This window comes from Sphingobacterium thalpophilum (genome assembly GCF_901482695.1).
In the GTDB taxonomy this organism is placed as follows: domain Bacteria; phylum Bacteroidota; class Bacteroidia; order Sphingobacteriales; family Sphingobacteriaceae; genus Sphingobacterium; species Sphingobacterium thalpophilum.
In genome coordinates, this window is sequence record NZ_LR590484.1 from 4255710 (window position 1) to 4276772 (window position 21063).

Annotated in this window: 23 protein-coding genes; 17 read left to right on the forward strand and 6 right to left on the reverse strand. The window is 42.5% G+C overall.

Features of this window, described 5'->3' with window-relative positions; genetic code table 11:
• Positions 1-76 precede the first annotated feature (76 nt).
• Entirely contained in the window at positions 77-958 is an 882-nt protein-coding gene (locus tag FGL37_RS17675; RefSeq protein ID WP_028071298.1) for an NmrA family NAD(P)-binding protein, read from the reverse strand.
• Between the two features lie 110 nt (positions 959-1068).
• Here FGL37_RS17675 and FGL37_RS17680 point away from each other — a divergent pair, with 110 nt between their 5' ends.
• Positions 1069-1455, forward strand: a complete 387-nt coding sequence (locus tag FGL37_RS17680; protein ID WP_037534026.1) for a winged helix-turn-helix transcriptional regulator — start codon at positions 1069-1071, stop codon at positions 1453-1455.
• Between the two features lie 102 nt (positions 1456-1557).
• Here the strand turns inward: FGL37_RS17680 and FGL37_RS17685 are convergent, their stop codons facing one another.
• Together FGL37_RS17685 and FGL37_RS17690 are read right to left on the reverse strand one after the other, a co-directional pair.
• On the reverse strand, positions 1558-1803 hold the full coding sequence (locus FGL37_RS17685) for a DUF2798 domain-containing protein (protein WP_160169528.1): 246 nt from the start codon (positions 1801-1803) through the stop codon (positions 1558-1560).
• Complete coding sequence (locus FGL37_RS17690; protein WP_051607207.1) at positions 1790-2557, reverse strand: nuclear transport factor 2 family protein; 768 nt, start codon at positions 2555-2557, stop codon at positions 1790-1792. Before FGL37_RS17690 ends, FGL37_RS17685 begins: the two co-directional genes overlap by 14 nt.
• 154 nt (positions 2558-2711) lie before the next feature.
• Between FGL37_RS17690 and FGL37_RS17695 the strand changes: the two genes are divergently transcribed.
• From FGL37_RS17695 to FGL37_RS17760, 14 genes are all read left to right on the forward strand, one after another.
• On the forward strand, positions 2712-3062 hold the full coding sequence (locus FGL37_RS17695) for a winged helix-turn-helix transcriptional regulator (RefSeq protein WP_028071294.1): 351 nt from the start codon (positions 2712-2714) through the stop codon (positions 3060-3062).
• Positions 3055-3576, forward strand: a complete 522-nt coding sequence (locus FGL37_RS17700; protein ID WP_028071293.1) for a Crp/Fnr family transcriptional regulator — start codon at positions 3055-3057, stop codon at positions 3574-3576. Before FGL37_RS17695 ends, FGL37_RS17700 begins: the two co-directional genes overlap by 8 nt.
• Before the next feature lie 85 nt (positions 3577-3661).
• Positions 3662-4042: a hypothetical protein gene (locus FGL37_RS17705; RefSeq protein WP_037534025.1), complete on the forward strand. Its 381-nt coding sequence runs from the start codon at positions 3662-3664 to the stop codon at positions 4040-4042.
• 5 nt (positions 4043-4047) lie between these two features.
• Positions 4048-4581, forward strand: coding sequence for a Crp/Fnr family transcriptional regulator (locus FGL37_RS17710; protein ID WP_028071291.1), 534 nt, complete (start codon positions 4048-4050; stop codon positions 4579-4581).
• Positions 4582-4673: 92 nt separating this feature from the next.
• The gene (locus FGL37_RS17715; RefSeq protein WP_028071290.1) at positions 4674-5264 is read left to right on the forward strand and encodes an NAD(P)H-dependent oxidoreductase; all 591 of its coding nucleotides are present in this window, start codon (positions 4674-4676) and stop codon (positions 5262-5264) included.
• A 14-nt stretch (positions 5265-5278) separates the two neighbouring features.
• Entirely contained in the window at positions 5279-5758 is a 480-nt protein-coding gene (locus FGL37_RS17720) for a DUF4405 domain-containing protein (protein ID WP_028071289.1), read from the forward strand.
• Between the two features lie 259 nt (positions 5759-6017).
• Positions 6018-6776, forward strand: a complete 759-nt coding sequence (locus FGL37_RS17725) for an SDR family NAD(P)-dependent oxidoreductase (protein ID WP_028071288.1) — start codon at positions 6018-6020, stop codon at positions 6774-6776.
• Positions 6777-6787: 11 nt separating this feature from the next.
• Entirely contained in the window at positions 6788-6994 is a 207-nt protein-coding gene (locus tag FGL37_RS17730) for a tautomerase family protein (protein ID WP_028071287.1), read from the forward strand.
• A 199-nt stretch (positions 6995-7193) separates the two neighbouring features.
• Positions 7194-7952: a helix-turn-helix domain-containing protein gene (locus FGL37_RS17735; RefSeq protein WP_317132245.1), complete on the forward strand. Its 759-nt coding sequence runs from the start codon at positions 7194-7196 to the stop codon at positions 7950-7952.
• Positions 7953-8080: 128 nt separating this feature from the next.
• Positions 8081-9106, forward strand: coding sequence for a sensor histidine kinase (locus tag FGL37_RS17740; protein ID WP_028071285.1), 1026 nt, complete (start codon positions 8081-8083; stop codon positions 9104-9106).
• On the forward strand, positions 9103-9858 hold the full coding sequence (locus FGL37_RS17745; RefSeq protein WP_028071284.1) for a LytR/AlgR family response regulator transcription factor: 756 nt from the start codon (positions 9103-9105) through the stop codon (positions 9856-9858). The genes FGL37_RS17740 and FGL37_RS17745 overlap by 4 nt, the downstream gene beginning before the upstream one ends.
• Positions 9859-10006: 148 nt before the next feature.
• Positions 10007-10627 (forward strand): porin family protein, encoded by a 621-nt coding sequence (locus FGL37_RS17750; protein WP_028071283.1) that lies wholly within the window; start codon positions 10007-10009, stop codon positions 10625-10627.
• Positions 10628-10862: 235 nt separating this feature from the next.
• Complete coding sequence (locus FGL37_RS17755) at positions 10863-11780, forward strand: DUF6268 family outer membrane beta-barrel protein (RefSeq protein WP_028071282.1); 918 nt, start codon at positions 10863-10865, stop codon at positions 11778-11780.
• Between the two features lie 3 nt (positions 11781-11783).
• Complete coding sequence (locus tag FGL37_RS17760) at positions 11784-12659, forward strand: lysophospholipid acyltransferase family protein (RefSeq protein WP_028071281.1); 876 nt, start codon at positions 11784-11786, stop codon at positions 12657-12659.
• Positions 12660-12671: 12 nt separating this feature from the next.
• Here FGL37_RS17760 and FGL37_RS17765 read toward each other — a convergent pair whose 3' ends face one another.
• The 3 genes from FGL37_RS17765 to FGL37_RS17775 form a co-directional block, all read right to left on the reverse strand.
• Positions 12672-13322 carry a response regulator gene (locus tag FGL37_RS17765; protein ID WP_028071280.1) on the reverse strand — a complete coding sequence of 217 codons (651 nt, stop codon included), beginning with the start codon at positions 13320-13322 and terminating at the stop codon, positions 12672-12674.
• 61 nt (positions 13323-13383) lie between these two features.
• Positions 13384-16386 carry a sensor histidine kinase gene (locus FGL37_RS17770; RefSeq protein WP_028071279.1) on the reverse strand — a complete coding sequence of 1001 codons (3003 nt, stop codon included), beginning with the start codon at positions 16384-16386 and terminating at the stop codon, positions 13384-13386.
• Between the two features lie 62 nt (positions 16387-16448).
• Positions 16449-18863: an outer membrane beta-barrel family protein gene (locus tag FGL37_RS17775; RefSeq protein WP_028071278.1), complete on the reverse strand. Its 2415-nt coding sequence runs from the start codon at positions 18861-18863 to the stop codon at positions 16449-16451.
• A gap of 361 nt (positions 18864-19224) precedes the next feature.
• On the opposite strand from FGL37_RS17775, the gene FGL37_RS17780 reads away from it, so the two are divergent.
• Both FGL37_RS17780 and FGL37_RS17785 read left to right on the forward strand, forming a co-directional pair.
• Positions 19225-19803 (forward strand): nuclear transport factor 2 family protein, encoded by a 579-nt coding sequence (locus FGL37_RS17780; RefSeq protein ID WP_028071277.1) that lies wholly within the window; start codon positions 19225-19227, stop codon positions 19801-19803.
• A 1-nt stretch (position 19804) separates the two neighbouring features.
• Positions 19805-21061 (forward strand): OmpA family protein, encoded by a 1257-nt coding sequence (locus FGL37_RS17785; RefSeq protein WP_028071276.1) that lies wholly within the window; start codon positions 19805-19807, stop codon positions 21059-21061.
• Positions 21062-21063: the final 2 nt, after the last annotated feature.

Here is a 21063-nt window from a genome sequence, read left to right on the forward strand (position 1 = left end):
ACAGTAGTTTATAAATCAGTACTTTAAAAATGTAAGGTGGCCCGAACGTTTTCCGGCCGCCTTAATGAATTAACGATTAATGGCTGACCGTTTGTAATTCCCTTATTTTTTCGATCCCTGTTTCTTCCAGCCACTCCCCAAATCCTGTGAGTTTGGGCATCCAGGAGGATAAAAATTGATAATCAATGGGGTCATAACCTTCTCTGTCGATCATTTCAACCAGCTTTGCAAATGTTTCACTTTGCTGGTAAAGTATTTCCAAAGGTACCTGTACAAGATTGATTGCTTGCTGCAATTTAGATTCCAATAGCTGTACAATTTGTTTAGGTGTGTAAAGGTCCCCTCCAAAGTCAATCGTTTTGCCGTCGAATTCCTGGTAATTCTGAAATATTATTCGTACAAAAGTTCCGATGTCATTGGTGCTTACCCAGGAGATTGCCCTGCCTTCAGGCAAGGGATTGATAAACTTACCTTCTCCTAAGCCGAAACTCGGCAAAAGTAGATTTTCCATAAATGTGGCAGGTCTGATCACGGACGCTTTTAGCCCACTTTCCAGTAGATATTTTTCGATGGTAAATTTAAATTTTGGTCTGAATGAATCCTGCTTATCCGATCCTAGAACTGAAGAATACAGCACAAATTTGACGCCCTGTTCCTTGGCTAGTCTGATTGTCTGTATTCCGATTTCTGCTTCTTTTTCATCTGTTTCTTTGCTCGAGACCCATACAGGAGGAAGGACCAGATAAAGCCCATCAACTTTTTTTAGGATGTCCTTCAATCCTTCCGCGTCTTCCAGATCGCCTTTTATCAGCATTGCACCAGCTTTTTCTAAGCTGACAGCTTGTAGAGATTGAGGATCTCTTGTCAGTGCATATATTTCAAAATTATTTTTTAGCAATTCATATGCCGCAGCACTGCCTTGCTTTCCTGTGGCACCTGTAATTAGTATTTTTTTCATCTTGATATAATTTGTTTTTTTATTGTTTCATTTATATTATTTAGTTATTGTAAGCAAAGTTACTTTCAGCATTTAGTAAATTTGTGATTACTCACCTTTAGGAAAGTGTCATGGAAAAAAAAGTAAAACCTTGTATAGGGGATGAAAGAATTTTGAAGCAGCGATTTTTAGCTTTGCGAGATACCTTGGATTTATTGAGCGGAAAATGGCGCTTTTGCATCCTTTTAAACTTACATTATTATCAAAAATTACGGTTTAAAGATTTCTTTGAGGTGTCCAAAGGTATCTCTCCGAAAGTATTAACGTCTGAGCTCGCGACATTGGAAGCCCATCTGCTGATCGAAAAAAATATTGAATTTACCCCCACGAAAGATATTGCTTATTACCGATTAACCGAACACGCACAGGAAATTTGGCATGTCCTGAATACATTGATTGAGTTTGGTCTCTCCAACCGTAAGGAAGTAATCCGGTCGCTGCATCAGCATGAAGAGTAAGCTAAAATTTGATGACGCTTCATTGGCCGGTTAGGAACCTGCCCACTACGGCGTAAAAAGAGAACATCCCCAAAAAAGTAGATTTTGGAGATGCTCGCGCATTTATACATTTACTTTCCTATCTACAAGCTTGCCCGCCAATTTATTGGCAAGCGGCAATAAGAGCAGTACGCATACATACACAATAGGTAGTGAGATAAGCCACGATTTAAGAAGTTCACCGGTCCAGTTCTCAACCGTCCGCGCCTTCATAACACTGGATACGACAGACATTATAAACGTTGTCGGCAACACCACAAAAAAGGTGCTCACCATCTTGTGGCGTCCATCTTTCCTAAAATTTACCATTATCATTTTTACGTTTTTCGGGTTCAGGTATTGCTTCAATGACATCCCAATGCTCCACGATTTTATCATCTTCGACCCTATACAGGTCGTAGAATGCCACATGGTCCCCTTTAAAAAAGCCTTCACTCAGAGCAAGGACAAAGTTTCCCTCGCCCAGTACTTTATGCAGTTTGATGTACGTTTGAGGCTTGCCTTCATTCTCCCATTGTTCCAATACATGCAGAAATTCCTGTACGCCGTCGCCCATATCGGGGTTATGTTGAATCAGTTTGTCCGCCTTGAAATATTTTGGCAATAGCTCCAACTTTCTGTCGATAAGGATGTCTTGAACATACCCGGTTACAAGGCTTTTGTTTTGTTCAGTTTTATGGTGATCTATCGCCTTGGTTTTTCCGTCAGTCATTGTTCTCCCGCTTTTGTTCAATTTTTTTGGGTTGAGCTGAAGGTTGTCCCAATGTTCGACGCTGACACCATTTTCAAACCGGTGGATATCAAAAGCGATTGTAGGTTCAAAAAGGAAATAGTCGACATGGACAAATCCGAAATCGCCATCCTGAAATTTTCGAACAACATTCGTATAGACCTTATCCATGGGCATTTGCTCATGCAGATCCAAAATTGCCTGTAGTCCCGTGGCTACGTGTGGGTTGTGCTGCTTATACGAGTGCGGGTTGATCAATCCCAGTTCGGATAATGTTTCGGTCTCGATGCTATTTTGTATAGCTTCAGCTTTGTCTCTATTTGTTAATTTCATTTTTTTATAATTTTTATGATGAATTATTATCGACAAAGCTACTGACCTTATATATGCAGAAAAATACAGGTAAAAATATTGGTATAGGGATAATATTATCCCTATATTACTATAAACGAAATATGTCGTAAATTTACCCCTAAATAAAAGATCCATGTACGAGAAAAAAATACCAAAAGATTTTAGTTGTGGCATTAGCATCACATTTGAGATTATAGGAGGTAAATGGAAACCCTGCCTCATTGATTCGATCAGTCGTGGTATCCGTAGACCCGCTGAACTCGCGAAAAAACATCCGCTGGCGAGCAAAAGGGTATTAAATTTACAACTGAAAGAGCTGGAGGCGTATGGTGTGGTCAAAAAAGTGATTTATCCTGTATTGCCCCCTAAAGTTGAATATTTTTTAACGGAAGTAGGGGAGTCTCTTTTGCCGCTTGTGAATATGATGGAAAATTGGGGGAGCGATTTGAGTAGCAAATATAAAATAATTGTAGGCAATGACTGAAGAATGGGGACCATTCAAGCATCTTTTTAAACGTCTTGAAGTTCCTGCCAAAAGCATTCTTTTGCAGGAAGGTGAAATCTCACGAACAATGTTCTTTATTGAGAAAGGATGTTTGAGAACCTGGGTGAATAATGACGGTAGAGAAATTACCACCCAGTTTTTCTTTGAAGGACACAGTGTATCTTCCATTGAGAGTTTTAGGACAAACCAACCGAGTTTATACAGCATCGAGAGTCTGGAACCATGTATTTTACAAACGGTCTCGCAGAAAGAATTTCGCGACGCACTTGAGAACTCACCCGAGTTAAGAATGCAGCTGGAAGAGCATTTGTTCAGGCGGCTCCTTCAAGGACAAAAGCTTTTGTACTCTTATCTGAAAAATACACCACAACAACGCTACGCAGAATTGATTGAAAATTATCCGCATATCGTTCAGCGTATTCCACAGCACTATATCGCTTCATACTTGGGCATTACCTCCGTTTCACTGAGCAGGATACGAAACAGGCGCTAAGTTTGGAAGTAGGAGTACAATTCTTAACAATTGTTATCGTTTTCAATCGTGAACGCAGCGTAAATTTGTAAAAAAAATTAAGAACATGGATTTTATAAGAACATTATTCAGAGACGTAATTGAAAATCAAAATTACGACGAAACGTTAATTAATAAATATTTTAGCCCCAATTATATTCAGATTGTGGACAACGAGCAATTGGATTTTGAAGGATTTAAAAAACACATCAAAAAACTGAAAGACAAGATTCAGCGCGTTGATGTACAATTCTCAAACATTGCAGAAAATGAAAATTCTATTTTTACCAAGCACTATGTAAGAAGCATTCTAAAAACGGGCGACGTGATCAAGCATAAAGTATTTGCCGAATTTCAAATCCAGGACGGCAAAGTATACCGCTGTGAGGAATTGACGTTGCAAATAGAAGGAAATCCGAATGAGAGCAATTTAGGATCAATTGTATAATGTAAATGACTGAACAAGAGCAAAATCAGTTAATAAAATACCTGTTTGAAACAGCAAAAGTAGCGAATTATAAGAAAGGAACTGTTATTATTCATGAAGGTTGTGTTTCCACTAAATTTTATTATTTAAAAAAAGGTCTACTTAGAGGCTGGACATATAATGATGGGAAAGAAATTACCTTCCAGTTCCTTTTCGAGGATCAGCTATTTTGTGCTACGGAAAGCTTTTTTTATAAATCTTCGTGCTCCTATAGTATTGAAATAATCGAGGATTCGGTTCTTTTATATATTGATAGGGAAGAAATGGATATGTTGCAACATGATAGAACTTTCCAAACCCTATTCAGTAAGTATCTAATTAGCCGAGTAGCCTCATATCAGCAATTATTGATTTCACGGATTCAGGATAAGCCTGAAATCCGTTACAAAAAGTTATTTCAGGCGAGCCCTGAAATACTTTTACGCATTCCACAGCACTATATTGCTTCATACTTGGGCATTACTTCTGTTTCGCTGAGCAGGATACGAAATCGGCGCTAAGTTTGTGATTAGAAGTACAATTTCTTAACAATTGTTATCGTCGGACAGCACCCTGACTTCTCAACTTTGTACTGTAATCAAAACAGCGAAAAATGAGAACAGTTATCGTATTCAATCATCCCAACGAAGGCAGTTATTGCCATGCCATTTTGCAGTCTGTCACCAAAGGACTGCAAAACGCCAGTCATGAAGTTGACCTAATGCACCTTGACAACGATGGATTTAATCCAGCAATGTCAAAAGCAGACCTAAAAGCATTTGTAGATCACCAACCTATAGACCCCCAGGTGATCGACTACAGCGAGCGCCTGAAACAAGCCGACCACCTCATTTTTATTTTTCCCATATGGTGGGACATTATGCCGGCAACAACCAAGGGTTTCGTTGACCGGGTGTTAGGTCCGGGAGTGATGTATGACCACCACCCCCGAGGTTTTGGATTGGTACCGCTTTTGAAAAATTTAAAAAGCATAACCATCATCACCACGATGAACAAACCTCGAATTTTATATGCTCTACTCATCGGAAATCTCATCCGAAAGGTAATGCTAAGAAGTATTTTTAAGACGATGGGCTACAAAAACCTTCACTGGATCAGTTTCACTTCAGTGAAATCAGTAAGCAGAGAAAAGCGTATTAAATGGCTTTCAAATCTTGAAAAACGATTTTCAAAACTTAACTAAATAAACTTTATACCATGAAACTGAACAGAAATTACGTCACCCCGTTTATCTCCCTAATTTTCCTTGTTGTAGGGATATCAGGTATGCTTATGTTTTTCCATTTATTGGACGGTTATACCGAAGTAGTGCATGAGATCTTTGGCCTTTTCTTTTTCATTTGTGCCATTTTTCACATCCTGCTCAATTGGAAACCCTTGAAAATTCATTTCAAAAAAGGGGTCTTTCTGCCTGCTGCATTAGCTTTGGCTATACTATCTGTACTATTTATCGTCGAGCAACAATACAGCCCGAAGGTAGATACCATTATTTTGGAAAGACTGGCTAAAGCACCTATTGCCGACGCGTTTAGAGCATTACAGGTCGATTCGCTTGCAGCCGTTAAAAGGCTGCGGGCAAAAGGTATATCCGTAGACGCAGGTGACACATTGGGGAATCTTTGGACCGACAATGAAACAAACATTATGGAAGTGTTTGATCTGATCACGGAAGAATAATACTATTCTTTGCTGTTGAACCGTTCGAAAAGAGACCTCAATATCTCTTCATTTTCTACAGACCAATCCAATAATGCAGTTCGCGAACACCCTTGTGAGACCGACGAGTTTTGATTGAAACTGACCTGAACGACAGTTGGGATGTTGGGTATAAGCATAAGGATCACGTTTCGGATAAAACAATCTTAGATTCGGCTAAGTCCGGCAAGAGATATGTACCGACATTTGAATCATTATTCATCACTAAAATACGAAGGAAATGTCAAACAAAATCGCATTAGTAACAGGAGGTACCAAAGGGCTCGGGAGAGATATGGCTATCAATCTCGCGAAAAAAGGATTAGATGTAATCATTACCTACCATTCCAATCCAGAACAGGCAAAACAGGTGATATCCGAAATAGAAAAAGTTGGACAAAAGGCCATTGCCTTGGCCTTGGATGTCACCGATATACCTGGTTTTGATCTTTTTGTTACTTCATTAACCAATTCATTGAAGATAAATTTCGGCACAGACCAAATCGATTATCTTATCAATAATGCAGGCTTCATTTATTATGCCGCCTATGCAGATGTAAGTGTGGATCAGTTTGATGATTTGCTGAATGTTCATTTCAAAGGGCCATTTTTTCTAACTCAAAAACTACTTAAACACATAAATGATAACGGTGGCGTGGTCAATGTATCAACAGGGTTGGCGCGTTTCTCAACTCCGGGATTCGCAACCTATGCCTCAATGAAGGGAGCCATAGAGACCTTAACCAAATATCAGGCACAAGAATTAGGTAAAAGAGGCATACGTTCAAATGTAGTTGCTCCCGGACCGATCGAAACAGACATTATGGGCGGTGCTGTACGCGATAATAAAGAAATGAATGCAAATCTAGCTGCACAGACTGCTCTGGGACGCGTCGGTCTTCCCGATGACATCGGCGGCGTAGTTGCCTTTTTATGTACAGATGATGCCAAATGGATCAATGGGCAACGCATCGAAATCTCTGGTGGTTCTAACCTTTAACATACATGTCTATGCCAAGTATAAAAATTACAACTGCTTCGTTAACTGAAGACCAAAAGATGGAACTGATACAATCCATTACCGCAAGTGTCCATTCTATTACCCGAGTCCCCTTGGAATTTATACACGTCATGATTGATATCGTGGGTGATGAGAACTATGCCGTGGGTGGGCAGACCGTAGCACAAATCAAAAAGATATCTATCAAAAAACAATAAACCAATTTCTTAAATTTGTTTAACACAAACAGCTATGGCAAATCGAATTAAGAAGATAAATACAATCTCAGAGTATCATAAGTTAAGGTCTCTGGAAAAACCTAAGCATCCTCTTGTTAGCTTGGTGGATTATTCTCAGATAGTCGATTTGCCAGAGCACAATAATGTCAACTGGTTGCATGATTTTTATTCAATAGCCATGAAAAAACATTTGGATGTCAAGTTCATGTACGGACAGCAGGAATACGATTTTGACGAAGGTCTGATGTCTTTTCTTGCACCAAACCAAGTGTTGAATATTGTGGTGGAAAGTGAATCGACCAACAGCAACCGCAGTGGCTGGCTGTTGTTTTTTCATCGGGATTTTATCTGGAATACAGATCTGGCCCGCACCATCAAAAACTATGAGTTTTTTGGTTATGCGATAAACGAGGCGTTGTTTCTTTCGGATGATGAACAAAAAATCGTAGAGTCAATTTTCTCAAATATTGATAAAGAGTTAGCTACCAACATTGACAGGTATTCCCAAAAAATTATTATTTCACACATTGAGACTTTGCTCAACTATGCCGAACGATTTTACAATCGTCAATTTATCACACGTCAGAAGGCCAATCACATGATTTTGTCGCAGCTGGAAGAAATGTTAAACGATTACTTCAATGATAATGCCCAGGCAAACAGAGGTTTGCCCACTGTTCAGTTCGTCGCCGATTCCTTGTGTGTGTCGCCCAACTATTTAAGCGGTTTACTCAAGTCATTGACAGGCTTAAACACCCGCCAGCATATACAGCAAAAGCTCATTGGCAAAGCAAAAGAAAAGCTCTCCACAACCAAGTTAACCGTGAGCGAAATTGCCTATGAACTCGGTTTTGAACATGTGCAGTCATTTAACAAATTGTTTAAGACCAAAACCAATCTATCGCCCTTGGAGTTCCGCCAATCGTTTAGCGGATAAAAATATCCTTAAGAAAACCGCTTACTCGATATGAGCCTCAATTAAATTCATCCAACAAATAATGAAGTTCATCAGAAACATGAGGGGGTTGCCATTAAACCTTAGACCAAAAACTTTATTTTTGAGCGATGGTCCAACTTAAAAACTTAGGTATTAAAAACCTGCTTATTTTTTTCTTCTCCACATTGATCTACTCTTTGTGCCAGATGCTGTTCAGTATAATTCTGATGAAGGAAGATTTATGGGACCATTTTCATATCCAGCTGTTTTCACATTATCTGGTGATCGTTACCATGTGTATAGCGGACTTCCTTTTACTCAGGTTCTTGAATAAATATCTGCCCTATTCCAAAAATATTCTATATCGTATTCTGGCGGATATCGCTGGACTGGTCGTCATTTGTCTGCTTGTATTATGGACATTCAATTACGTGATTTATGACGTCCTGTTGATTTCAGCAGAAGGATTACCCTCTTTCCTGGTCAAGTTTGCCTTCGCGATGACTAATAATATACCCATCCTGCTATCGTTTGAACTGATCTATTACTTCCAGTCCGAACAAAAAGCCATTGCTGATTCCGAAACCGCAAAACGTAGGGTACTCCTCTTTCAACACGAAACACTGAGGTCACAGATCAATCCCCATTTCCTGTTTAATTCGTTGAATGTGCTATCTTCATTAATATATATCAATCAGGAGAATGCAAACAAGTTTACAAAGGCACTCTCCAAAACCTACCGTTATGTGCTGTCTCTCAGCCAGCAGCCGGTCGTCTCCGTTTCCGAAGAACTGGACGCCCTGGATTCGTATATATTCCTGATGCGCATGCGGTTTGAAAATGCTTTTACATTTACGGTCAACAAACTTACCTCTTCCGAACAGTATACGATTATTCCGCTGACCCTACAATTATTGATCGAAAATGCCTTCAAGCATAATAAAGCAACCGAAGAATCCCTTCTGAACATTAAGATCACGGTAGACAGCAGTTATATAACCGTTGAAAACAATATCCAGCCATCCAACGATGTGGAGAAGGGCGGAATCGGGCTGAAATATATCACACAGCAGTACAAATTATACGGCCAAGATGTTATTGTGGAACATAGCCCACAACTTTTTGTCGTCAAAATTCCCTATATAAAGTCATGAAGTACCTGATAGTAGAAGATGAACGCTTCGCATATGAAGAAGTGAAACGTATGATCACCAAATTACGGCCCGAATACGAACTGGAAAAGCAGACCAAAACAGTCATCGATACCATCGCATTCCTGAAAACCTCTGCCGTAGATTTAATACTGATGGACATACGCCTTGCCGATGGCAACTGCTTCGAGATATTCAATCATTTGGAGGTCACCACGCCAGTGATCTTTACAACAGCTTATGACGAGCACGCTATTAAAGCGTTTAAATTGAACAGTATCGATTATCTGCTCAAACCATTTAATGAGGCCGAGCTAGAAGCCGCTCTGATCAAGTTCGAAAAGATTTTTCAGCATGTCTCTTATACCGCCAGCCCTAAGAATTACGAACAATTATTGTCCGTCAGGACCAAAAACCGGTTTCTGATATCCAAGGGGGAGAACTACCACTATATAGAGACCAAGGATATCGCTCATTTCTACAGTGAAGACGGGGTTGTATTCCTTCATACGTCCAGTGATAAGCGTTATATCATCAACTATACACTGGAACAGCTGGAGCAGCTCCTGGACAACCGCCTATTTTTTCGTGTCTCACGCAACTGTATCGGGAATGTAAGAGCGATTAAAAATGTTGCCAAATACTTCAACAGCCGTCTCAAGCTTTCCTTTTCCCCAGTATGCCCGCATGAGGTTTTGGTGAGCCGCGTACGCGTGCCCGACTTCCTGAAGTGGATGGATGGTATCGTGGAATAATCTATGTCCGAAATTACATCTTATTAAAAATACACTTCATGTTTTAGATTCTAAAGCTTGTCGTTTCCTGGTTCCCGAATTGCTCTGCGCGTCGTTCTTTTGTTCAGAATTAAAATAATAACATTAAAAATTTTAAAATTTTGGAACAATGAAAAAGAACATGTTAACATTAGCTTTCGCCCTCAGTACGCTGCTTTTTTCCACCCAATTATCCGCTCAGGAGAGCAAGCTGTCTTTGGGTTTCAGAGCCAACAGCAGCCTATCAAATTATAGCCTCAGCGGACAGGCGAAAAGCCTAAAAAGCAAAATGGGCATCGGCGGCTCTGCCGGCGGTTTTATCAAATATGACCTGACTCCAAATTTCGCGGTTCAATCCGGTATTGATGTCTATTTTCACAGTTCTAAGCTTGAATCTACCGCCAGTACATCCTCCAGAAAACTCAATTCCTTTGGCGTAGAAATCCCTCTTTATGGGATCATTCAAGGCGAACTCGGCAGTGGAAAGGCTTTTATAGGGGCCGGCCCTTATGCGGGTTATGGGATCAGCGCAAAATTGGGAGGTGTAAGCCTATTCAAAGAGAACGGGACTCCCGATATGCCTGCTCTAAACCGCTTTGACTATGGAGTAGGAGGTATCATCGGTTACGAGTTTGACCAGCACTGGCAGTTAAAAGCCAACTATCAATTTGGGCTGGCAGACCTGGATAAAGCGAAAGGGGCAGGCATGAAGAGCCGCGTTGCATCCGTCGGCATCGCGTACAAATTTTAGTACCGCCAGCTATTACAGCAGATTGCGCACCGGAGTTTAGGTTCATGCCGTTGGTTCAGCGGCTGAACTTCGGTCCGCAAAAGCGCTATTCGTCTGACAATATACGTATTATTCCATTTTCGCTATTCTGCATCTCATCAGTCCGATTCTGAAGTCCATCGAATATCGATTTATGGACCGTCATTTTCACCATTCTTTTGCACTAAGAAATCAGTACAGATACAAATTTAACATCATGAAGTCAATAACATTATTCTTAGCCACCTTGGCTATTTTGTTAACGCTCGACGGAAAGGCTCAGGAGGTATTTCTGAAGACCGAATACATTGGAAACTCCGGTTACTATTATCTGCCTCCCGGAGAAAAACCAAAAGAAAAAATCGGTAACAGTAAAGGCTCGGCCATGGTCTATCAGGCGGGGGTAAATATCCCCTTATCCATGACTCTAAACGAGAACAAGCGTCCCACAGCCTGGGGTATTGGTTTCGGCGGATCCTATGTTTCGTTGAAAAACCAGAACTTTTCCGAATATATGGTATCCGAAATCATGAATATTCAGATGGGTGTCTACCATTTGCGCCCGCTCAACGATCGGTGGTCGTTGCGCGCGAGCGTGGGGATGGGTGTTTTTTCACCATCCACCGACTTTTCCAAAATCGGTTTTAGAAATGTTCTGGCCAGTGGTAGTGCGGTTTTTATCCGGCACCTCAATCCCAGACTCGATATCGGTGGTGGATTGGCAATCAATAGTTCTTTGGGTTATCCGATGATATTTCCGGCAGTTTACGTCAAATGGAGACACAGTGGCAAATTTGATGTAAACATCGAACTCGTGGAGGGGCTGGATGTGTCCGCAGGCTATGCTTTCAACGACAGGTTCAAACTATCGTACGCCCTAGAGATGAACGGGCAGATCGCTCTGTTGAAAAAGGATGGCAAAGATGTGATATTCTCCCACCAGTATATTGTTACGGGGTTTCGTCCCGAGATCAAGCTCGGCGAAAAAGTGTCCGTCACCGGTATGGCTGGACTGAATCTATACCGACCTGCAGCTTACAGCGACCGGACGCTGAAGGGCGTGTTTGCAGGTGATAATGATTATTATTTTTCTGTCTCCCCATATGGGTCGGTGGGTTTAAAAATGAAATTTTAGCGGATGAAACCCAAGCAAGCCTTGCAGGTAATGGCGTATAAAGGTATTTATATTATTGCCTACGCCGTTAGCTTATTGCCCATGCCAATTCTTTATACCCTGGCCTCAGTTGCTTTTTTTGTAGCGTATTATGTCGTTGGGTACAGAAAAGAGGTCGTTATTCAGAATGTGGCACGCTCCTTTCCGGATAAGCGATATGGGGAGATCCGCGCCATCGTTAAAAAATTCTATACTTGTTTTGCCTCTTATTTTGCTGAGATCATAAAAGGTATTTCCGCTCCGGCAGCGGTACTGGATCGAAAGATTATCTTTGAAAATCTTGAATTAATAGAAGAACATATACACGATGGGCGCAATGTGATTGCCTGCCTGGGACACTGCGGCAATTGGGAAATGTTGAATTTTATGCCCTTTAAGATACGCCATGACGTTTATGCTGTGTACAGACCCCTTAAGTCAGTGCCGATAGACATGTTCATGGTTAAGCTAAGGTCGCGTTTTGGTCTCAGGCTGGTACCAGACCATGCCATTATACGGCATGTGCTGTCAGAGAGAGGAGAGCCTGCGGTTTATCTTTTTCTCGCCGACCAGTGTCCGCGGACCAAAGAGGAGAAATACAAATTTACTTTGCTGCATCAGGACACCTACGTGTTTTCTGGCATGGAGAAGCTCGCGCGCAGTGGTCAGTCGGCGGTGATTTATTTACATATCACGCAGCTATCCAAAGGAAGCTACAAAATAGCCTGCATACCCATATGTGCTCAAGCGCAAACGACAAAGGAGGGTGATATCACGAAAAAGTACATTGACCTGTTAGCGGACAATATCAGGGAAGAACCTTACGGTTGGCTGTGGACACATAAACGGTGGAAAAATTGAGATGAAATGATCCTAGTCGGTGCCGATCCCACCGCGGGGGCTATTTCGTAGCGCTTTGACGACGGCTTCACTTTTGGAGTTGACTTGGAGTTTTTCATAAATTTTTTTGATGTGCGAACGCACAGTATCCATAGAGATAAACAGTTTATCGGCAATCATCTTATAACTATATCCTTCGACGAGTAGGTCAAGGACCTCTTTTTCACGCGCGGAAAGATCGAAAGTGGACGTTCTTGTCGTTTTACCTTCAGCAAGCATATGCAGGACCTGTGTGGCAATGGACGAAGTCATCGGAGCTCCACCGTTTAAAGCATCTTCAATATACTCCAGAATCTTGGACGGTGGTGTTTTTTTTAAGATGTAGCCATTGGCACCCGCTTTTATGGCATCAAAAACATTCGCATTGTCGTCAAATACCGTGAGCATGATTATTTTTCCCCTGAATCCGGATTGCCTTAAAAGTTTTAGTCCTGATATACCATTTACAAAAGGCATGTCTATGTCCATCAGAATGAGGTCCGGACAGTGCTTTTTTATATCCTCAGAGGCGTTGGCACAATGACCATAAGCAGCCTGTACTACATATTTTGGATCGCTATTGATGAGAATCGACAATACATCTCTCAATTGGCTGTTGTCTTCATATATCAGGATCTTTGTCATAATTAGTACAATTTAGGGAATGTTTACCGTTGTATCAATCGCATGTTGATGTGAATCTGTGTTAAATTTTGAGTGTGAGCAAAACGGTGGTTCCCCTATTTTCGGAAGATGTAATGCTGAATTGTGCCCCTAAGGCCTGACTACGCTGGGCCATATTGTACAGGCCATTGCCAGAATGCTGTCTGGAACAGTCAAAGCCTTTGCCATTATCTTTTATCTGCAGTTCGATATGTGATGGACCTGCCCCGATGTTTATAAGCACGGATGTAGCTTCAGCATATTTGGAGATATTGTTCAGCGCTTCTTTATAAATAAGGAATAAATGGCGCCGTTGTTCCATATCCAATTTTATATTGCGGATGCTATCGTCCGCTTGAAAGACATATTGGATTTTGAGCGGATCCAAAATCAAGGCCGCATGTTCGCGCATGCGGGCCACGATCTTCTGCAGCAGATCGTTGTCTGGCTTTATACTCCAGACAATATCATCCATCGCCTGCATCATCTGCGAACTGTTTGCCCCGATCCGGTCCAGGTAGGAGCGGACGATGTGATGTTGTTCCGAAAGGTCCTTTTTGGCCACCTCGCTCAGGATATGGATGGAGGTTAACGTAGAGCCTACATCATCGTGCAGATCCCGGGCCACCTTTTCCCGTAGGCGATGTACTTCCAATAATCTCTTTAGCCGATAACGGTGTAAAATAAAAATGCTGGATAAAATAAAAAGCGCTATTATAGCAAAAAACCACCAAGTTTGATAAAACGCAGGCTTTATCGTGATCGGAAGCTTGGTGATGGCAGAAAATTTACCGCCTTGGCTCTCAGAGCGCACCATAAACACGTATTTTCCCGGAGACAGTGAGGCAAAGTTGGTAGCCAGCTGAGGATCACTCGGAATCCAGGATTTTCCCGAACCTTCAAGCCGGTAGTAGTATTTAAAGCTGTCGGGATCGTTATAGGAAAGGGTCGAATAGAAGATGGAGAAGAAATTCTGCCAGTGTTCGAGTGTGACACCCCCCGCCCGGATCAGCGAATCGACCGACAGGTATTTGTCAAACAGTTTGAAATCGGTGATATGTAGCTCTTTTGGTGCAGAATTATTCCTGTTGAATTTTGAGGGGTCGAAAATTAGGACGGCTTTGTCACTGCTGAATGCAAGTTTTCCGCTCGCCAGTTTCACGCCGCAAGTCAGCAAATTGGCTACGTTCGAAGTATTCACGAGTCCATGCCGCTTGTTGAACGAACGAAATTCACGTTTGCCGGGATCAAAACGACAGATACCTGCGGTCGTGCTCATCCACAATAAACCTTCATTGTCGGTTACCAAGGCTGTTACCATGTTTTGTGGCAAGCCGTTGCCGATGTTGTATTTTGTCACTTCACCCGTGTGCAGATTTAAAATATCAAGACCGGAATAACCCGCGATAGCGAGCAGCCTGTCACCGATAAGTTCGATGCTTTGTATTTTGGAGGTGGTAAGTCCGTGGGGACCCGATTTGTAATTTTTTATGATTTTTCCAGAACTGGCTTCCAGCTGAAATACGCCTGAGCCCCGAGTACCTACCCATACGTCGTTCCCATTGCCGGGCCGGATGCAAGAGACGGACGATTTTAGATCATTGAGTATAGTATAGCCGCTATTTTCTTTTCGGATGATTTTGCCATTGTCGGTGCCAAACCATATCTGTCCGTTCGGGTGGGCCGAAATGCGGCGGATCGATTGTCCGCCGAATATTTTGGGCACCAGAAACTGCGATCTTCTGGTTTTCGCGTCAAAAAAGATCAATCTGCCATTTTTGCATCCGATCCAGCTATTTCCCGTTTTTTGATCGTATTCGATCGACCAGATATATCTAAAGTTCAGGTCCTGGGTGGGCGCTCCATTGTATAAAATATCGCTGACTTTCGGTTCGAGGTTTACTTTAAGCGCATCATTGTATTTAATCGTGGTTAATTTTTCGCCCCAAGAACCCACCATAATACCATCTGGGCCAAAGGAGGTCAGATCAGTTATGGCCGCCTTTTCAAATATACCTGAAGTAACGATATTACGCACGTGATCGCCTATGATTGACATGATATACAGTCCGTTATCCGTCGCTACCCACACATTTTGGTCGCGGTCTCTGAAAACCTGTGAAACAGTGGTGACCTGTATGCCGTAGTCTGTATTCTTCTGGTCGTAAAATTGAACAAACTTTTTTTTGTCTTCATCGAAGAGATTGAAAATATCGACACCATAGGCCCATATGATATCCCCGAACTCCACACATTCGTAAAAGTCGTGATAGTTACTACGGCTGTTGGGTTCGGACGGAATCAGCTTTTTGTTTTCAAAATTAGTGTCGGCAAGATAGATGAGGCCGTTTGTATGGCGCTTTTTGATCTGGATAAAAACACGGCCTCTGGAGTCCCTGTAAAAGCGGTTGATGTTCTTGACCGAACTCAGCTTATTGTTGGTAAAAAAGGTCTTCTTATTGCTGTCAAAATAGCCCATTCCCTGGAGTCCCGCTATCCAGAATATCCCTGTGCCATCGTATTGCAGCCACGTTGGCCCCCAGTTAGCAGGAAAGCCGATCGTATTGCTGCTCGATTCGAACTTGTTTGTCGATTCGTTCAATATTAGAATGTCTACCCCATGAAGTATAAGGAATATCTGCCCAGCTTGTTGGACGAGACGGATCTGATAATTCTGGAAGTCTTTTGTGTACTGATCGACCTTTACTTCCTGAGCTTTATTTGTTTGTGGGTTGAGCAAGAAAAATGTATGTTCCATTCGCACAAGCAGTGACTTCGACTTTTGGGATACGAGGAGCTGGTCTACGGGGAGTCCCGGAAGACCGGGACTCAGGAGCCTGCGGAAACGGATTCCATCATAACGTTGCAATCCATTTTTGGTGCCTACCCAGATAAATCCATCTGCCGTCTGCGTGACACAGTTGACAAAATTGGAAGCGAGGCCGTCGGTGATGCGGTTAAATGATATTTCCATTGCTTTGAGCATCAACGGAAGCAAGGTGAAGAGGCTTGCCAGAAACAGCGCAAACTTTTTGCTCGTCATCATCGGGCGGATTATTTTTTCAAAAATGCAACAAATACACGACTTAATAAAATCCGGGAGGCCTGTTATTCTGCGCGCCGTTTGAGATCTTCCGCTCCCCCGGTTTTTCGGATCTTCGTCGACTTGCTATCTCCAAAACTGTAGCTATAGGAAAGCATGACCAGTCGTGTATCTCTTTTGGTGCTGAAATTTTCTTTGTAATTGTTATAGACTGTTAGTCCTTTGTAGTAGTTGGTGCGGAAGATATCGCTAAAAGATAGCTTTAAAGTACTGTTGTTGCTGAATTTCTTCTGCGCACCGATATTCAGTGACCACAGTGGTGAAATACGGGCAAACGCATAGACTTCTGCTGACTTGTAGCTGGCAGCCAGTTCTGCCGCATAATTATTGCCCAACCTGATCGTGTTGACCATGTTCAGGTCTACATTAAAGTTCCCTTTGTTCTTGATTGTCGTTTCTGACACATTGCCTGAGTAGGATCCATAATAAAAATTGGCACTGGTATTCATCTCCCACCATTTTGTTACTTGAACAGGAGCGACGAGATAGAGTCCATAGTACAAGGCCGCGCTGATATTTTCGTCTGTCTGCACTGAAATGTTCTCTCCGTTTTCAATGATGGGTTTGACAACAGATGTAATGTTTTGAGCAGTTTTGCTATAGCTCACTGTTGCTAAATATTTGTTTTTCAAGCTGTATGTCAATTCGTAATTTTGCGAAGTCTGTGGGTTCAGCCCAGGATTTCCCGTCTTATATGTTGTCGCATTGATATAGTATTTGAAGGGGTTGAGCTGTATGTAGCTTGGCCGTGAGATTCTCCTGCTGAAATTGATGTCCAGCCTGTTGTCCTCATTGAGATCAAATGACAGGGATGCGCTCGGAAACAGCTGCGTATACTTTTTTTTATTGACCAGGTCCATTGTGATCTGCGTTCCGGTCACATTGGTATGTTCGGCCCGCAGCCCGACGATAGCAGTCATCCGATTCCATTTTTTTGAGAGGTTGCCGTATACGGCATGGATATATTCCTTATAGATGTAATGGTTGGATTTGCCGGTGTCCAGTACTGGCTTTTCAGCGCTGTGATCATAAAATTCCATATCGTTGTCCGACTTCACAAAACTCGATTTGATGCCAGTTTCCAATTTCCAGTTTTGTTCGAAAATCATAATCGCATCACTCTTGAGTGCATAGATGTCCAAACCGCCGTCTACGTTCCCTCGTAGTACGTAAGGTAGCGTTCCAGTTTGACCGGGTGTTTTGGTTTTGGTGTCGAAGTGCTGGACAGACTTATTGAAATAATGAATCCAGTCGATGTCGGTATTCACCTCTGAACCTAAAGTGTCCAGGCTATATCTATGGTTGAGGTTGAGACTACCGTTTCGCCACTTGTTTTTGGCATCACTTTGTGTTTGTATTTCCTTTAAGAGCTGCTGTTCGCTGTCCATTACGCTTGTTTTACTGTTGCTATTGGGCGTTAAGATATTGCTATTGAAGCTGAAGGCAGCACCCAGTATGTGGTTGTCGTTGAGCTGATAATCCAGTCCGGCCTTTCCGCTATGGTTATTGACGCCGGTTTTAATAAAGTTATCCTGAAGGTAGGCTTTTGTGAGATTTTCCTGATCATAAAAACTCCTGTTCAGAACCAGATCGTTCGACATCTCACGGTAGGCGAAATTGTAGCTCGCAAAGGTGTTTACTTTTCCTTTTCTATGGTTGATATGGAAGCTATTGCTGTTTTTGATGTATCTTCCTGTGCCTATCGCAGTTGTCACTGTTGCGTTGGTCCCCTTTTTTGTTCCTTTTTTGAGTTTTATATTGACAATTGCTGTACCTGCAGCGTCATACTTCGAAGAAGGGTTGGTGATGAATTCAATTTTATCGATCGCTGAAGCAGAAATTCCGCGTAGATAGTCAGCCAGCGCATCAGCCGTGAGGGGGATATTTTTGCCGTCAATCTGTATGAGCAGATTGTTTTTCCCTCTCAGGCTTATATTGTCATTGGCATCAATATTGACTCCCGGGGCCTTTTCCAAAACATCGAAGGCCGAGCCGCCAGTATTCTGAAGGCTACTTTCTACATTTAAAATGAGTTTACCATCCTGCCGCTCGATATAAGGGCGAGTCCTCGCAATCACGACCGTCTCCAGCCTCTTGTCGCTTATATGGATTTCTGGAAAGAGGAGGTCTCTATCCCGGATCTCGAAAACTTTGGAATTATATATATCCGATTGATGGCGACGGATCTTCACATAGTAGGATCCGTTGCCGAGGCCTTCAAATCTGAACTCTCCTGTCGGACCGAGCAGTTCGGTTTTCAGCAATTTGCTGTCCAGATCGAATAGGTGAGCTTCTAGGCTGCTGCTATCTGTGGTGACCACCTTTCCCGAAAGCACATATTGCGGCTTGTGTGCCTGCGCCAGCAGCCCAGCCGCCGGAAGCAGCAGCATGATCAGCAAAAGGATGATGTTGTTTTTCATAAGAGATAGTTTTTTGATCGTAAAGACAGATTTCGCCACCGGTCTGCCTTAGTGCGCTAATGATGCTGCAAATTAGTGAGAAAAGAAAGTCGGACCAACCACATGTTCATGTGATTCATAAGCTTATATAGCCTACCGCACTCTTGCCCGAAACGGGCAGCGATAGAAAGCTTTTTGCCTTTTGATGTCCGTCAGACAAATACCATATGGTACGGATACCTGTACGGAAATGGCTGCTGACGATAAACCACACAAAGATGTGATGGACTACCGCAGTGATAGAATTTAATTTTGAAAAAGAAATTTCTCAGGTTTTAGGAGCTGAGATAAGATCTCAACTAAAATTATTAATGAATTAAATATGGCTATTTTAAAAGAAACAATCAACAAAAAGGTACTGGAGCCCATTCATATGGTTTACATCACTCTTTTGAGCAGTGCTTTTTACGGCTACAGAACGTCTGGCAAGGCGCCCCGAGCGGTCGGAGGTAACATAAGGAACATGAAAAAGACACTCGTCCTGCTGTTACTCATATGGGCAGGAATTAGCGCTGTCCATGCCACTTCAAAATCCAGCCCACTTCGCACATGGAATGCTGTCTCAGTCATCGGTGCATATGTTAATACCATCAGTATCGGAGACGTACAGTGGGTTGAACATCTTTTCACCGATGACTTTGACTATCATTTAGACAAGACAAAGCAGCGGTATTCCAAAAAGCAATTTGTCAAGTTTTTAAAATCGATGGCAGACCACAGTTATGACTGTGTAACTGAGTTTGCATTATTGGACGAAACTCCAGTGGCCTGCATGGCTAAAATGACCCTGCAGTTTGAAACCTTTACGCGCACTGATTATATCTATATGCTGTCTACTGCCGAAGGCTGGAAAATCAGTAAGATTTTGGTTTCACATGCTCAAAAGGATAAACACGCATAATATGAAAAGATTAGCACTATTGGTCATTTTATTGACAGGAGGCAATGCGATGGCTCAGGGACTTTTTAATAAAATCAAACAAAAAGCGGAGAAGATAGCTGGGAATACCATCGAAAATGTAATCGAGGGAAAGATCAAAAAGCAAAACGAACAAGGCTCGCAGGCTGCTGCGACAACTGGCAGTGTTGAGCCGCAGGAAACCGGATCGGTCCGTCAACAGCGCGGACTGAGCAGTACGACTACGTATGACTTTGTGCCGGGGAGCAAGGTACTTCTTGCAGATGATTTCTCACAGGATCCGTTGGGTCAGTTCCCCTTAAAATGGTACACCCGTAGTAAAGGAGAGGTTGTCAGTCTCAATAATGTCAAAGGGAAATGGCTGAGGTTGTATCCCGGCACTTTTGTCAGCCCAGTGGTCGATATCGGGGAGCACGCTACTATTGAGTTTGACCTGATCATGGACTGGCCTTTGGCAGGCGGTTATATGGTGCCGGCCTTGAACTTTGCTTTTTATGACCGCGGCGATAGAGGCGAAATTTTGTCTTACGACTACCGTTTAAAAAACTGTCTCAAAGTCAGTATCGCTCCGTACCGTTCGGAAGCGGCGGTACAGTTGACTTCCTACGAAAATGTCGCCAAAAAGCTAGAGACAGATAAATATAGGGTGGCCAATTTTGATAAGAAAGTAGGCCAGGTCATTCATGTTGCGGTCAGTATTCAAAAAGAGCGGGTCCGCATCTGGCTGGATAAAGAGAAGGTGTTTGACCTGCCCAATGCAGCACCAGTGAACAGCAACTTCAACCAGCTTAAATTAGATATGGCCAGTTCCAATTATACCAACGATCAGCTGGGCTTCTATGTTTCCAATTTCAGGTTTGCCGAAGGAAGTGCCGATACGCGGTCCAAGCTATTGACGAGTGGTAGGTTAGAAACCAGTGGTATCCTCTTTGCCTCCAACTCCGCCGAAATAACATCCGATAGTGATGGCACGATAAGAGAAGTGGCAACCGTGCTCAAAGACAATCCGTCGATGAAGCTCCGCATTGTAGGCCATACTGATGCTGTTGGAGATGCTGAAAAAAATATGCTGCTGTCAAAGAAGCGTGCCGATGCCGTCCGTGATATGCTGGTCAAAACCTATGAGGTTGCCATTGCGCAGATTGAAACCGAAGGTAAAGGATCCACGGTGCCGGTCGTCGACGAAATCAGTGAGGAAAACAGAGCAAAAAATAGAAGAGTGGAATTCGTAAAGCTGTGATA